The organism is Halobacillus sp. A1 (assembly GCF_024189295.1).
Classification (GTDB): Bacteria; Bacillota; Bacilli; order Bacillales; family Halobacillaceae; genus Halobacillus_A.
On record NZ_JAIZEN010000002.1, the window covers coordinates 187,549 to 203,085 of the forward strand.

General features: G+C 40.5%; 13 protein-coding genes. 1 reads left to right on the forward strand and 12 read right to left on the reverse strand.

All coding sequences use genetic code 11. The features are described from left to right. Positions 1–13: 13 nt before the first annotated feature. From hemB to hemA, 5 genes are read right to left on the reverse strand one after another with little or no spacing between them, the layout of a single operon-like run. Positions 14–991 carry a porphobilinogen synthase gene (hemB, locus tag LF817_RS03925; RefSeq protein WP_253934461.1) on the reverse strand — a complete coding sequence of 326 codons (978 nt, stop codon included), beginning with the start codon at positions 989–991 and terminating at the stop codon, positions 14–16. A 2-nt stretch (positions 992–993) separates the two neighbouring features. After that, entirely contained in the window at positions 994–1,755 is a 762-nt protein-coding gene (locus LF817_RS03930; RefSeq protein WP_253934462.1) for a uroporphyrinogen-III synthase, read from the reverse strand. After that, entirely contained in the window at positions 1,755–2,684 is a 930-nt protein-coding gene (hemC, locus tag LF817_RS03935) for a hydroxymethylbilane synthase (protein WP_253934463.1), read from the reverse strand. The genes LF817_RS03930 and hemC overlap by 1 nt, the downstream gene beginning before the upstream one ends. A gap of 17 nt (positions 2,685–2,701) precedes the next feature. Next, on the reverse strand, positions 2,702–3,520 hold the full coding sequence (locus tag LF817_RS03940; RefSeq protein ID WP_253934464.1) for a cytochrome c biogenesis protein: 819 nt from the start codon (positions 3,518–3,520) through the stop codon (positions 2,702–2,704). A gap of 13 nt (positions 3,521–3,533) precedes the next feature. Next, a complete protein-coding gene (hemA, locus tag LF817_RS03945; protein ID WP_253934465.1) occupies positions 3,534–4,907 on the reverse strand; it encodes a glutamyl-tRNA reductase in 1,374 nt (457 codons plus the stop codon). 248 nt (positions 4,908–5,155) lie between these two features. On the opposite strand from hemA, the gene LF817_RS03950 reads away from it, so the two are divergent. Continuing rightward, a complete protein-coding gene (locus LF817_RS03950) occupies positions 5,156–5,635 on the forward strand; it encodes a LiaI-LiaF-like domain-containing protein (protein WP_253934466.1) in 480 nt (159 codons plus the stop codon). 568 nt (positions 5,636–6,203) lie between these two features. Here the strand turns inward: LF817_RS03950 and LF817_RS03955 are convergent. From LF817_RS03955 to LF817_RS03985, 7 genes are all read right to left on the reverse strand, one after another. After that, the gene (locus LF817_RS03955) at positions 6,204–6,926 is read right to left on the reverse strand and encodes an amino acid ABC transporter ATP-binding protein (protein WP_253934561.1); all 723 of its coding nucleotides are present in this window, start codon (positions 6,924–6,926) and stop codon (positions 6,204–6,206) included. 74 nt (positions 6,927–7,000) lie between these two features. Beyond that, positions 7,001–7,588 (reverse strand): ribosome biogenesis GTP-binding protein YihA/YsxC, encoded by a 588-nt coding sequence (yihA, locus tag LF817_RS03960; RefSeq protein WP_253934467.1) that lies wholly within the window; start codon positions 7,586–7,588, stop codon positions 7,001–7,003. Further along, complete coding sequence (gene lon / locus LF817_RS03965) at positions 7,578–9,842, reverse strand: endopeptidase La (protein WP_371924995.1); 2,265 nt, start codon at positions 9,840–9,842, stop codon at positions 7,578–7,580. The genes yihA and lon overlap by 11 nt, the downstream gene beginning before the upstream one ends. 307 nt (positions 9,843–10,149) lie before the next feature. Next, entirely contained in the window at positions 10,150–11,427 is a 1,278-nt protein-coding gene (gene clpX / locus LF817_RS03970; RefSeq protein WP_253934469.1) for an ATP-dependent protease ATP-binding subunit ClpX, read from the reverse strand. Between the two features lie 319 nt (positions 11,428–11,746). Then, positions 11,747–13,033, reverse strand: coding sequence for a trigger factor (gene tig / locus LF817_RS03975; protein WP_253934470.1), 1,287 nt, complete (start codon positions 13,031–13,033; stop codon positions 11,747–11,749). Positions 13,034–13,205: 172 nt separating this feature from the next. Then, complete coding sequence (locus LF817_RS03980) at positions 13,206–14,186, reverse strand: tetratricopeptide repeat protein (protein WP_253934471.1); 981 nt, start codon at positions 14,184–14,186, stop codon at positions 13,206–13,208. Between the two features lie 295 nt (positions 14,187–14,481). Then, the gene (locus tag LF817_RS03985) at positions 14,482–15,078 is read right to left on the reverse strand and encodes a YitT family protein (protein WP_253934472.1); all 597 of its coding nucleotides are present in this window, start codon (positions 15,076–15,078) and stop codon (positions 14,482–14,484) included. Between the last annotated feature and the right edge of the window lie 459 nt (positions 15,079–15,537).

Consider the following 15,537-nt stretch of genomic DNA (forward strand, 5'->3'; position numbering starts at 1 on the left):
ATCCTTTCTTCCTTTACTTATCTAAATATCGAGCTGCATCTTTTGCAAAGTAGGTAATAATCAAATCAGCACCTGCACGCTTCATGGATGTCAGCTTTTCCATCACAATTTCTTCCTCATTCACCCAGCCATTAGCTGCGGCTGCTTTGATCATTGAATATTCACCACTGACATTATAAGCCACCAGCGGTAAATTAAAGCGGTCCTTTACCTCTCTCATAATATCAAGGTATGACAAGGCAGGCTTTACTATAAGGAAGTCTGCTCCCTCATCTACATCAGACTCTGCTTCTCTCATGGCTTCCAAACGGTTTGCTGGATCCATTTGATAGGCTCTGCGGTCACCGAACTGCGGAGAGCTGTGGGCAGCATCACGAAATGGACCATAAAACGCAGAAGCATATTTAACCGCATAGGACATAACGGGGACATGGCTATACCCTGCATCATCCAGCCCCTTTCTGATTGCTGCTACAAATCCATCCATCATATTTGAAGGAGCGATGATATCCGCGCCCGCTTCAGCCTGGCTCACAGCTGTTTTAGTAATAAGTTCAAGAGATTCGTCATTCGCGATTTCCCCGTCTCGTACGACACCGCAGTGGCCGTGATCAGTATATTGGCATAAACACGTATCCGCAATTACGGTTAAAGATGGATGAGCTTCTTTTACATGACGAGTTGCCTGCTGAACGATTCCCTCATTGTGATAAGCCTGGCTTCCCACTTCATCCTTTTCATTAGGCACTCCAAACAAAATGACAGAACGGATGCCTAATTGTTCAAGTTCATTCATTTCCTCAGATAGATGATCAAGAGATACTTGATGCACTCCTGGCATAGAGGCTACAGCGTTTTTTATTTGTTCACCCTCCACTACAAAGATAGGGTAGATAAGATCTTCTTTACGCAGGTGCGTTTCCCGCACCAGTGCTCGCATAGATTCTGTTTTTCTCAAGCGGCGATGTCTTTTGAATTGCATATCTTTCATGTTCACTTACCTTCTTTCGTGAAATAATCGATCATTTGCTGAATCATATCCTCCACTGTAAACCTGTCCGGAAAATACACTTGTTGAAAGCCCTCGGAAAAAGCTTCGTCAGCAGTCGTTGAACCGATACAGAAACAAGGAATACGTAAGGCCTCTGCTTTTCTATTTTCAACAATTTTTATAAAAGCATGGATTGTGGAAGGACTGGTAAATGTAAGAGCATCCAACGTGTTCAAATGGTTAAGTATGTCATTCGACTCTTTTAATAGTAGGGTATCATATACAGTGAATGTTTCAAAAAGAACGCCCTTGGCTCTAAATGATTTTAAAAGAGTATCTTTTGATAAATTCCCGCGAACAAATAGAGTCGGACCGGGATGCTTGTACAGTGATAAATATTCCTCCGCCATAGCTTCAGCTTCAAACTGACCGGGTACAAAGTCGGCCTGTATACCGAACTCTCTGAGCGTTTGCCTTGTTTTATCACCTACGACCGCCCATCGCCATTGGGAAGGGGGGCTGAGATCGTTTCTCTTCATCCATTCGAAAAAAAACTTCACGCCATTAGAGCTTGTTAAGAAAACCCAGCTGAAATCGTGAAGTTTAGTCAAAATCGATTTATTATTAATGTTTTCATTGAACTGAAATTGAATCAGGGGCTCATGGATGACCTCAGCCCCCGATTCCTGCAGATTTAAAAGCAGACCTTCCGATTGCTCTATAGCCCGTGTTACTAACACTTTCTTGCCTTCTAGAAGGGTCATTACTGCCCGTACTCCTGTTTCGCTTTCTCCACTATGCTTACAGCACCTTGTGCTTTTAGTTGATCAGCTGCTTCTCTGCCTACTTCTACAGGGTCCTTGCCTTTGACCCTTTCATGAAGAATAGCCGAGCCATCTGGTTTGCCTACAAGAGCTGTCAAAATGACATTGTCACCTTCAAGATAAGCATAACCACCAATAGGCACCTGACAGCCTCCATTTAAATCATGAAGAAATTTGCGTTCCGCTGTAACCGTTTTTTCCGTATACTCATGATTAATTTTTTTAAGGAAATTCAGAAGCTCCGTATCTGTTTCTCTGCATTGCAGCGCCAGCGCACCCTGACCTACTGCCGAAACACATACATCTTCTTCTAAATATTCGGTCACTAGCTCATCATCCCAGCCCATACGCTTAAGCCCTGCTGCAGCTAGTACGATCGCATCGAAATCTTCTTCTTTGAGTTTTTTCAACCGCGTGTCAATATTCCCACGAATCCATTGAATTTCCAAATCCGGCCGGAAGGCTTTAATTTGAGAGCCTCTGCGCAAGCTGCTTGTACCTACGACAGCGCCCTCCTTAAGATCTTTCAAAGCTACATGATCGTTTGAAATGAAAGCATCTCTGTGATCCTCACGCAAAGGAATGGAAGCAATCGTCAAGCCATCAGCGACTTCAGATGGCATATCTTTCATACTGTGAACAGCCATATCTATTTCTTCGTCATACATAGCTTGTTCGATCTCTTTAATGAATAGACCTTTCCCTCCTACTTTAGACAAGGTGACATCGAGGACACGATCCCCTTTTGTAGAAATCCTCTTGATTTCAAAATCATAAGAAGGGTCTACTTTCTTCAACTGGTCGATTACCCATTCAGTTTGAGTGATCGCCAAATTACTTTTACGCGAGCCAATGACTATTTTACGCACCTTACATCCTCCTCAGCTTAGAAATGAAAATTCGATAACGATCCAAATAAAAAGAAGTTAATCAATAAAAATAAAAATGCCGCACTATTAAAGAGTGAAATGGCCCTGCCCTGATACCCTTTAACAACCCTAAGGAACAAGTAGACCCCATAGACGATCAGCACGAGAATAGAACCTAATGTTTTAGAATCGTACCAATAAAAAGTATCTTCAGAAACATACCCCCACGTGATTCCTAGAATCAAAGCGATCAATAGCAGAGGCATGCCAAGTATGACAGCTATATAAGAGAAATGATCGAGTTTAGTCAAGTCTCCAAGTCGAAACAGTTTAGCATTCCATTGTTTCTGTTTTAGCAGCCGGTACTGCAATAAATACATTAGTGAAAAAGTGAAGGACAGGGTGAAAAATCCATAAGAAATGAGAGCCAGAGTAATATGCACGACGAGCATCTCATGAACCAATGCCACTCCTTCATCATCCATTACACTTTGCGCACGCGTGGAAATATGAAGCAGCATCACAAGGAACCCTAATAGATTTGTAAAAAACACAAGAAAATCCACTCTGAAAAAACGGTTGATAATCAAGGAAAAAGTGACAAGGATCCATGCGTAGAAATAGAGCCCATCATAAACGTTCATGACCGGTAAATTTTCTTTAATAAAGACTTGTGCCAATAAAAAAAAGGTTTGCAAACCCCAAACCAAACTAAGTAACCAGAAGGCAAACACATTAGCCTTCCGGTTATTTTGAATGAAATCAATAAAATATCCTATTAAGCTCAGTCCATAAAGTAAAAGGATCAGTTCATAAATCCATTTGAGCTCGAACATCGCTGACTCCACCCTATGAATTCACAATCTTACGAAGAGCTGGAAAGGTGAAATTTTCTTCATCCGTCGACTTTACGGTGGATTGTGCTTTTCTCTCTTGTTCTTCCAGTTCCTTTTCCACTTCTTCTTCAATGCCGAAAATTTGCGTGAAAAGACGCAAAGATTCCTCAGATTCTGGTTTAGCACTAAGTTCTTTCACTTGCAGAATAGGATCTTTAAGCATTTGATTGATGATGCTCTTCGTGTGTTTGTTCAACACTTTTCTTTCTCGCTCCGTCAGCTCGGGCATTTTCCGTTCAATGCTTTCCATCGTTTCCGCCTGAATGCCCATCGCTTTAGCCCGCAGAGCTGAAATGACAGGGACAACACCTATCGTCTGAAGCCATTCTTTAAACGCTACGATCTCTGCTTCAATCATGATTTCGATCTCTTCGGCTGCCTGCTTTCTGACCGCCAAATTTGAATCAACAATTCCTTGAAGATCATCAATATCATATAAAAAGACACTATCTAAGTTTTCCATAGCCGGATCCAGATTTCGAGGTACGGCAATATCTACGAAAAACAAAGGCTTACCTTTTCGTTTCTTGTGAATAGGCTCCATATTTTCTTTAGTCACGACATATTCTGAAGAACCTGTTGATGTTATCACGATATCCGCATCCGTCAACACTTCTTCAAGGTTATCCATCGTCCTGGCTTGTCCATTGAACTGTTCCGCTACCATTCGTGCTTTGGATAACGTACGGTTTAATACAGTGACTTTTTTCACACCTGAACCGTGCAGGTTTTTAGCCGCAAGCTCGCCCATCTTTCCGGCACCGACAATTACAATATGCTTATGAACTAAATCTCCGAAAATCTTTCGGGCAAGTTCCACAGCGGCATAGCTTACAGAGACGGCATTTCCACCAATTTCTGTATCTTTATGAGCCTTTTTCGACATCGTAACCCCTTGTTTAAAAAGCTGGTTAAAGATTGTTCCCGTCGTTCCGGCTTCCTGTGCTCTTTGAAACGCTTGCTTTATTTGTCCTAATATTTGAGTTTCGCCTAATACCATGGAATCGAGACCTGACGTCACACGGAACAAATGCTCCATCGCGCCATCCGCTTCATAGATCGATAAGAATGGAGAAAATTGTTCTTTATCCATCTCAAACCAATCAGCTAAAAATTTCTTAATATAATATCGTCCAGTATGAAGCTGATCTACAACTGCATAAATTTCCGTACGATTGCAGGTAGATATAATGACATTTTCCAGCACACTTTTTTGAGTACTCAGCTTCTGCATCGCCTCTTCAATGTGGTCTTCAGAAAACGTCAATTTTTCTCGAATTTCCACAGGGGCTGTTTTATAATTTAGTCCTATTGTTAAAATATGCACTACGAATACCCCCATCTCAACGTTCCTAGTCCGTTACATATAAACCATTATAACATGAACAAAATGAAATTTTAGAGAAAAAATATGAACAGAATTTGAAATCCTTATGTTAGGATGAACTTATAATCATTAATCATTGATATTTGTTTAGAACGAGTCTAATTTATAACCCGTTTGTAATATAACAAATCATTACAAATTGCGCAAGAAAAGCATTTTGCAGCTATGTATTTATGGAGGAATTATCATTGAAAAAACAAAACTCTTTCGCTGGCTATCTATTGATTGGTCTCGGCATTTATTTTCTTCTTCGCCAATTAAATATACCCTATTTCAGTCAATTTTACTCTTGGCCTACCATTCTTATCATAATTGGGGCTGCCTTTTTGATACATAGCTATGTGTCAAAAGATTATACGAACATTCTCCCTGGTTTTATACTTACAGGACTGGGCGTTCATTTTCACGGACAGAATCATTATTCATTTTGGATCGATCATTGGGCCATGTATCCTTTAATTATCGGTATCGGCTTTTTGCTTAAGTATTCGAAATCGAAATCTGGGATTCTACCAGCATTAGGATTACTAGGATTAGCTGGTTTCGGTTTTTTCTCTACGTCAAACCCCGGTTGGTTCAGCTTCTTATATACATTGACGGGCTGGATTGAACAGTTTTGGCCTGTCGTCCTAATTGCAGCAGGACTATTTTTAATGAAAAGAAAATAGATGCACTTTGTAAAATCAGGGATATCTTATAAGTCTGAGATATTTTTTATAGGATAACGGTTTCCATTCCCGATTGCAGCTAGAAAATGCAGTCTGAAATGTCTATCAATTTGTTAGGCATTTTTTGTTTTATATAGTTCTTAATCAGCTTTTCGAGCTGAGATTACTAACGTTGCAATAAATTAGACGGGCAATTAACTTCGTCTACGCTTTCTTTATGTCTTGAACAAACTGGCAGGATAGTGAAAGAATTGATTTCGAGACATTGAGTGAGGGGGTCAGGTCGGCGGGGAATGGCTCGCTTTCCTTGGGAGTTCACCAAGCACTCTCTTCCCACAGGTGTCTCCCCATTCCCCGCCGCCCCTCGAGGAAGCTCACCACATGCCCACGGAAAGCGATCCGTTTTCTGAAGTCACCATATCCTTATACAAAATCTCGAAGCTGAGTCTTCAAGAATAGTGAGCATTAGTGGAACAACTAAGATTTTAATAAGACACTGACGCCTTTTGATAATGTGATGTACCATCTTCTTCAAATTATGAAGTGAATTACTTTACAGCCTTTTTTATTATAATATCGAGCTTAAGAAAGCTTTTGTTCGTTCCTCTTTTGGATGATCAAAAATCTCCTCAGGGTCGCCAACCTCTACAATTCTACCCTCATGCATATAAACTACACGATCGGCGACCTCTCTGGCAAATCCCATTTCATGAGTTACGACGACCATCGTCATCCCTTCACTCGCTAATGTTTTAATTGTCTGCAGGACCTCACCGACGAGCTCCGGATCCAGAGCAGAAGTTGGTTCGTCAAACAGCATGATTTCCGGCTTCATGGCTAGTGCTCTTGCAATCGCTACTCTTTGCATCTGCCCTCCGGAAAGCTTAGAAGGATAATCGTTCGCTTTTTCTAATAACCCAACCTTCTTCAGTAAGGCCAGGGCTTCTTGTTCAGCATCCGTCTTTTTTTCCTTTTTCACCTGAATAGGAGCTTCGGTTACATTTTCAAGGACGGTTTTATGAGGAAATAAATTAAATTGCTGAAACACCATCCCGACTTTTTGACGAACGTCATTTAAGTTATTTTTCTTTGGGTCTACAGCTTGTCCTTTAATCATGACGACGCCGCTGTTAAGCATTTCTAAAAAATTTAGACACCGGAGCAGTGTACTTTTGCCAGATCCACTCGAGCCGATAAGGCAAACTACTTCACTTTCCCTCACTTTAAAATTTATGTTTTTTAATACGTGTAAATCACCAAAATATTTATTTAGATTCTTTACGGTTACCATCTCTCTGCCTTCATTCATAAGACTGCCTCCTCCGTACCTTCAGAAAAAAACCACCCCAATAGGAGTGGTTACTTTCAAATGTTTAAATACTCCAGCATTTTTCTCCATGCTAAATCCTTGCCCTCTCCAGTTTCAGCGGAGAAAGGAATCAACAGATCCTCTTCTTCCATCTGAAGCGTTGAAGAAATCAATTGGAGCTGTTTTTTTCTTTGACCTTTTTTTATCTTATCTAGTTTCGTCGCAATGACCATCACAGGAAGCTCAAAGTGTTTGAGGAAATCATACATCATGCAGTCATCTTCAGTCGGCTTATGGCGGATATCGATGACAAGAGCAGTCGCTCGAAGCTGTTCTCGTTCTGAGAAATACTCTTCCATCATTTCTCCCCATTTAGCTCTTTCCTTTTTAGACACTTTCGCATACCCATAGCCTGGAACATCGACAAAATGGAATTTATCATTGATGATATAAAAATTCAATGTCTGCGTTTTGCCTGGTTTAGAAGAAGTCCTGGCTAGATTTTTCCTTAAAATCATTTTATTAATAAATGAAGACTTACCTACATTGGAACGGCCAGCTAACGCAATTTCCGGAATAAGATCTTTAGGATATTGTTTTTTACTCGCTGCACTGATCACGATATCTGCCTGGTTAACCTTCATGATTATCCTCCGTTAAAGCTTGTTCTAACACCTCATCCAAATGTTTAACCGGGATGAATGTAAGACCTTCCCTCACGCTTTCAGGAATGTCATCCAAATCTTTTTCGTTATCTGCTGGAATAATGATTTTTGTAAGTCCTGCTCTATGAGCACTTAACGATTTTTCCTTCAGCCCTCCGATAGGGAGCACACGCCCGCGCAGAGTGATTTCACCAGTCATGCCTACCTCTTTCTTTACAGCTCTTCCTGTAAGGGCTGAGACCAAGGCTGTAGCCATGGTAATACCGGCTGAAGGGCCATCTTTAGGTGTAGCTCCTTCAGGAACGTGAATATGAATATCATTCTTTTCAACAAAATCGCGATCAATTTTCAAATCGTCAGCACGTGTACGGATATAGCTGAACGCAGCCTGTGCTGATTCTTTCATGACATCGCCTAATTTACCGGTCAAGGTCAGGTTGCCTTTACCAGGATAAATAGAAACTTCAATGGATAGCGTATCTCCTCCTGCAGAGGTGTAAGCCAATCCTGTTGCAGCTCCGACTTGATCTTCAAGCTCTGCTTGCCCATAACGGAATTTAGGGCGCCCTAAAAGCTCCTCCAGCTGATTTTCAGTTACTACGACACGTTTTTTCTTGCCAGAGACGATGATCTTCGCTGCTTTTCTGCAGACGCCTGCCAATTCTCTTTCTAAATTACGCACGCCGGCTTCCCTCGTATACATACGAATCAGCTTCAATAGCGCTTCATCTTTGAACTGGACTTTGCTTTTCGTTAAGCCATTTTCCTTGATCTGTTTAGGAAGCAAATGCTCTTTAGCGATATGAAGCTTCTCCACCTCTGTATATCCAGCAATTGATATGACTTCCATACGGTCAAGCAATGGGCCGGGTATCGAGTTCATCGTATTTGCGGTAGCCACGAACATAACGTTAGATAGATCATAATGTTCTTCAATGAAGTGGTCGCTGAACGTATTGTTTTGCTCAGGATCAAGTACTTCAAGCATTGCGGAAGACGGATCGCCGCGAAAATCACTTGCCATCTTATCAATTTCATCCAATAAAAAGACAGGGTTTACCGTCTCAGCACGTTTCATCCCCTGGATAACGCGACCAGGCATCGCACCAATATACGTACGTCGATGGCCACGTATTTCAGCTTCATCACGGACACCTCCAAGTGACACGCGCACAAACTTACGGTTGATCGCTCTTGCAATTGACTTGGCCAGAGAGGTTTTACCTACTCCGGGCGGGCCGACTAAGCAAAGGATAGGCCCTTTAATCGAATTGGTGAGCTGCTGCACAGCTAAGTACTCCAGTACGCGCTCTTTCACTTTTTCTAAGCCGTAATGATCTTCATCCAGAATGGTTTCCGCATGATTCACATCTAAATTGTCCTCTGTTTCTGTTGTCCACGGCAAAGAAACCAGCCATTCGATATAATTACGGATGACAGAGCTTTCTGCAGAGCTTTGTGGAACCTTTTCATAACGGCCCAGCTCCTTTTCTGCTACCTTTTCTACACGTTCAGGCATATTAGCTTCTTTAATTTTCTCCCTGAGCTCTGAAACCTCTCCAGACTTTCCATCTTTATCACCGAGTTCGTTTTGGATGGCCTTCATCTGCTCACGCAAATAGTATTCTTTCTGCGTTTTTTCCATCGATTTCTTAACACGCTGTCCGATTTTTTGTTCAATTTGAAGCACGTCTCGTTCATTTCCGATCAATTCGATCAAATGCTTCAAACGCTGCTTGACGTTAGCAGTTTCAAGAACGCTTTGCTTTTCTTTTATTTTTATTGGCAGATGTGAGGTCACGATGTCAGCCAGGTGGCTTGGTTCATCTACATCCGCTACAGTATTATACGTCTCTTTACTCACCTTTTTAGACACTTTGACATACTGCTCAAACTGATTGAGCAAAGTACGCATTAAAGCTTCTTCTTCGTTATGATCTTCATGGATATCCTCTACTCTTACGACATCCGCTTCATAAAACTCTTCTCCTGTGCGGATATGTTCTACACTCGCTCGGTAAAGTCCTTCTACAAGAACTCGATTCGTTCCGTTAGGGAGTTTAACCATTTGTTTCACGCGCGCAACTGTACCTATATCATACATATCCTCTGCTGAGGGATCATCGATATTCACTTCTTTTTGTGAAACGAGAAATATTTCGTTGTTTTCAATCATCGCTTGCTCTAAGGCATTAACTGATTTGTCTCTACCTACATCAAGGTGTAGTACCATCGAAGGGTACACTAAAAGACCTCTAAGAGGAAGGAGGGGTAACTGTATTTTATGTTTTTCTGACAAGGATTGCACCTCCAAATAATGCGAATTGTATGTTAATCATATAGAAATCCAAGTGGAAAGTAAAACGTAAGGAATAGGTCTAAAGACTATAGCCGTACTTAAAAACTACGAGCGTTAGTTCTATTATAAACACGCGGCCAGTGAATCATGCTAAAAAAGAACCTATGTACAGCAGAAACCGCGCTACAAACTGATCGCAGCGCGGTTTTCATAAAAAATCGAAAAATGTTAAAAGGCTTAATTAAGCACTCTCTTTACCTGATTCCTTGTTCTCATCTTCTACCGTACCATCAGTCAAAATCAACTTAGGATAGCTGCTTTCTTCAACAACTGTATCCTTCGTTATGACACATTTTTCAATATCGTCTCTTGATGGAAGTTCGTACATAACGTCTAACATGATTCCTTCGATGATTGAACGGAGACCACGAGCGCCTGTTTTACGTTCAATTGCTAAGCGCGCAATCTCACGCAGTGCTTCTTCTTCAAACTCTAATTCCACATGGTCGATTTGCAGAAGCTTTTGATACTGCTTGACCAATGCATTCTTAGGAGCCGTAAGAATTTCCACGAGTGCTTCCTCATCTAATTGCTCCAGGCTTCCAATTACAGGAAGACGGCCGATAAATTCAGGAATCAAACCGTAACTAAGCAGGTCTTCTGGTAAAACTTTTGTTAAAAGTTCACTTTTCTCGGCGTCTACGTCTACTTGACCTGAGCCGAAACCTATAACTTTTTTACCTAAACGGCGTTTAATGATCTGCTCAATCCCATCAAATGCACCACCGACGATAAATAGAACGTTAGTCGTATCGATCTGGATGAATTCTTGATGAGGATGCTTTCTTCCGCCTTGTGGAGGAACGCTGGCTTGAGTGCCCTCAAGAATCTTAAGCAGTGCCTGCTGCACACCTTCACCAGAAACATCACGAGTGATGGAAGGGTTCTCAGATTTCCGAGCTACCTTATCAATCTCATCGATATAAATAATTCCTTTTTCTGCTTTTTCAACATCGTAATCAGCTGCTTGAATCAGTTTGAGAAGAATGTTTTCTACATCTTCACCTACATATCCAGCTTCCGTCAATGATGTTGCATCTGCGATAGCAAATGGAACATTCAAAATACGAGCCAATGTCTGAGCAAGCAACGTTTTACCGCTCCCGGTCGGTCCAAGCATAAGAATGTTACTTTTAGCTAGTTCTACATCATCATTTTTTACTCCAGCGTTAATACGCTTGTAGTGATTGTAAACAGCTACTGATAAGTTTTTCTTAGCTTGATCCTGCCCGATGACGTAGTCGTTCAGAATTCCGCGTATTTCCTGAGGTTTTGGAACTTCTTTAAATTCCACTTCCTCTTCATTGCCCAGCTCTTCTTCTACGATTTCTGTACATAGCTCAATACACTCATCACATATATATACGCCAGGGCCAGCCACTAATTTTCTAACTTGCTCTTGACTTTTCCCACAGAAAGAACATTTCAATTGTCCTTTTTCTTCATTAAATTTAAACATAACCTTCACCCCTTTATAAAATGACGCAATAGTTGATTGCGACTGCTCAATCGTGGCTGCTGTGCATCCGTTTCTTTTGCCCATCATACCAGATTAACGACAAACAAAAAAGCAATACCCATAGAGAGGTGTGCGAATACTATTACATCAACCTCATTATGTAGACATATAACTTAGAAGTCAACTGATAGGTATATCTATATTATATGTAAAAACAAGAGATATTCATTCATCATCTTCGATAAAACTAGATTTTATAAGGAACGAAAAATATAGGAGAAGACAAGGGGTGCCTAAGTCCCCTTGTCTTCTATTTTTATTATTCAGGTTTACTATTTTCAGCTAACACGTCAATTGCTTTACGGACTTTTAAGTCTTCTTTGACCATGTCCGTGTTACCGCCAAGCATTTGTGTTAGTTGAGCTACGTCAGTCTGATACGTGGAAGCCATCTTTTCAAGCTCAGCATTCACGTCTTCTTCGTTAGCTTCAACGTTTTCAGCTTCAGCAATTGCTTCAAGTGTAAGATTTGTTTTCACACGCTTGCCTGCATCTTCTTGCATTTGTTCGCGTAAAGCATCTTCATCTTGACCAGTGAACTGGAAGTACATGTCTTTCGTCATGCCTTGCATTTGAAGGCGTTGTTCAAACTCGCTGACCATGCGGTCAAGTTCTGTATCCACCATGGATTGTGGAATTTCTACTTCTGCATTTTCAGAAGCCTTTTGAACTAGAGTGTCGCGCTTTTGGTTTTCAGCATCTGTTTTCTTCTGCTCTTCCAAACGCTCACGAGTTTTCTTCTTCAGTTCATCCAGAGATTCAACTTCTTCATCTACATCTTTAGCAAACTCATCATCAAGTTCAGGAAGTTCTTTTCCTTTTACTTCGTGAATCGTTACTTTGAAAGTAGCTTCTTTACCTGCAAGATCTTCTGCATGATATTCTTCAGGGAACGTCACTGTAACATCAGTTTCTTCTCCTGTTTTCTTACCAACCAGCTGTTCTTCAAATCCTGGAATGAAAGAACCAGAACCAATTTCAAGAGAATAGTTCTCAGCCTGGCCGCCTTCAAAAGCTTCGCCATCGACAAAACCTTCAAAGTCCATAACAACGGTATCTCCATCTTCAACTGCACCGTCTTCTTTCACAACAAGTTCAGCTTGGCGCTCTTGCTGCTGCTGAAGTTCGTTTTCAACGTCTTCGTCCGTTACTTCAGTGCTTTGCTCTTCGTAAGTTAATCCTTTGTATTCACCCAGTTTAACTTCTGGTTTTACTGTTACTTCAGCAGTAAATACAAGCGGCTCTCCTTTTTCGATTTGCTGCACATCCACTTCAGGACGGTCTACAGGCTCAATACCAGTTTCTTCTACAGCGTCTGAATACGCTTTTGGAAGAACGATATCAATAGCATCCTGATAAAGTGATTCTACTCCGAAACGTTGTTCGAATAATTTACGAGGTACTTTACCTTTACGGAAACCTGGCACCTGCACTTGCTTTACTACTTTTTTGAATGCTTCATCTAAAGCATTGTTGAAATCCTCAGCAGGCACTTCAACTGTTAGTGTCCCCTGATTACCTTCTTGTTTTTCCCACTTTGCTGACATAAAAATTCCCTCCAACATCTATAATTTCCTTTTCGTCAGTAGACGATCATTGTTTCATTCTATGATTCTACCTATACACGAATCTCATATGCAACCACTACATTATAACATAAAGATTCGTGCTTTCAACAATTGTCCATCCCTCAAAAGAATTATGAAAAGTCTAACGATTTCATTCCCCTACAAGAACCATATAATGCTGTTCACAAAGTTCAATTTCTTCCTTATATTTATGAACTTCTTCAGGATGTCCATCATAGTTATAAGGAAGCTGCAAATACTCATGTCCCAATTGTTTTAAAGCCTCCACTACAAAATCCACTTCATCTTCAGATGGGAAGAGCGGATAACGGACGAAGCAGTAGTGATCAAGTAAGTTATGAATCAAATCAAACATTGTCGGATTGCTTTGTTCAATGGAACCCAGCCTTAATTGAATCTGCTTGATAATGTAGTCAGATTGAAATGTGTTTAATTTAGAGGGTGTGACGTCCCATTCTGAACCAAATTTCTTAATCCGGATTTTGTTGTTGAAGCCCTCATCCCTAAACCATTGAATAATCCCGGTTTTAATAATGGGGTGTACTTGATCATCAACCAAAGAGCTTTCAAATACTGAAACGTCCTTCGGTATAGGCTGCTTCTTCAATTGATTGACCGCTATCCATTGGTTATGTAAGTCACCGGCCCCCAATGCATTTTTAAAATCGGACGTCAGTTTATCACTTTCTTCTTTATGTACATCCTGTAAGAGTTTTTTACTTACTTCATACATTTGCCAAAGCTGAGTACGGCTTTGATGGGGCATATCCTCCGTCTCAAATACTTCATCCAATAGACTGATTAATTCCTGATACCGATTATCTTGAAAAAGAATCGTAATATAAATATGTAGATATTGATAATAGTGATCTTCTTCTGTTTTCATCTGCTCTTGACAAAGGTACTCTGCTTCTTCATAGTGTCCCAGCTCAATCCATGCCATTAGTAATCCGGTGATTACTTCATGAGTCGCAACGCGGTGCTCAAGAAGCAGCTTAAAGCTTTCTACTGCGTCTTCATACCGCTTCTCGCGAATAGACTGAAAACCTGTATTCTCCAAAGTTGATTTCCATTTTGGGAACAATACTATATCCCCGTTTTGTTTTTCCATAAGACACCCTTCCAAATAATTTATCATTCATCCATTGTAACCAGATTCATTATTTTTAAAACCGGTAAGTTTTTGAAAATGGTCTGTTCCAAATTTTTTATAAGAAAACACCCTAAAAAAAGACATGCATTCGAAAAGTGTAGGTGTAACTCCCCCTTAATAAATATATAGAGAAGAGGCGTCCAATGCGGCGCCTCTTTCTTTGTTTTGCGAAGTATCGCTGACACAAACCTGTATATGTATATTTGACACCGTTTATTATAGCACAGGCAGTTCATGAACACACCTTATTCACTCATAGTGAGGCATTAGGGATGAATCTGTGAGAAGTAAGCAGCATAGTGGCCAGTGCTACACTTATGATAGTGAGGGTTGAAAGCAAGAGGGTGTGCGCTGAAAACAAGTATCCTCCTAAAAGAATTACGATCGAATCAATAAAAAGAATAACAAACCCTACGTTTACTTTCATAAACTTCGCAATCATCTGGGCAAGTAAATCTGTCCCGCCCGTGCTCGTCTGATGTCTGAGCATGTATCCAATCCCACACCCTACAAGTACTCCTCCAAGAATCGAGCTGACCACAGGGTCGATGTTAACTTGATAATTTCTCGTATCACTCAGAACATCAATTAAAAAGGAAGAGACTAACAATCCATGCAGGCTATTATAGAAATAACTTCTAAAATGAAACCACGCAATTGTAAATATCGGAATACTGACACATATGATTGTGAAACCTACTTGTAAATCCCATACATAATTCGCTATTAGTCCTAAGCCGATGACACCACCGTCCAATACCTGATGGGGGATAAGAAACAGATTGATTCCTAATGAAAGGAAAACACTTCCTATAAGTATGGCTGATGCTTTCTTCACGAAATTTTTCATAGTATGTCCCCTCTGAATCAATAAGGTTTGTACTACTTTATGCAGGGAGTGGATTATGTAGAATTCGTGTAAGTAATACCAATATATTTTTTCAATGAAGTAACGGTTTATAGTAAGGTAAACCACCGGCCATTCAAATATCGTAAATACGAGGAAATATAAGAAGATTACAGTTAAAGGCATTTGTATTTAATCACCATGTGGACCATAGCTGAACTAGTAGAAGGAAAGAAACCTATAATAAATGGCAGAGAGGCATAATTATCTAAGACAATATAAAGGTAGACTTTCCTATTCCCATGGGCAATCGTCCAAGTATTAATAACATGCGCAGTCAGAGAAGCAAAAGGAGAAATAAGAAATATGAGTTTTACATCGACCTCTACGACAAATATTACGATAACTCATGAAAGAACAAAAAGAGCTATCAAGCTTAACAGCATTAGATTTACGCTCCCT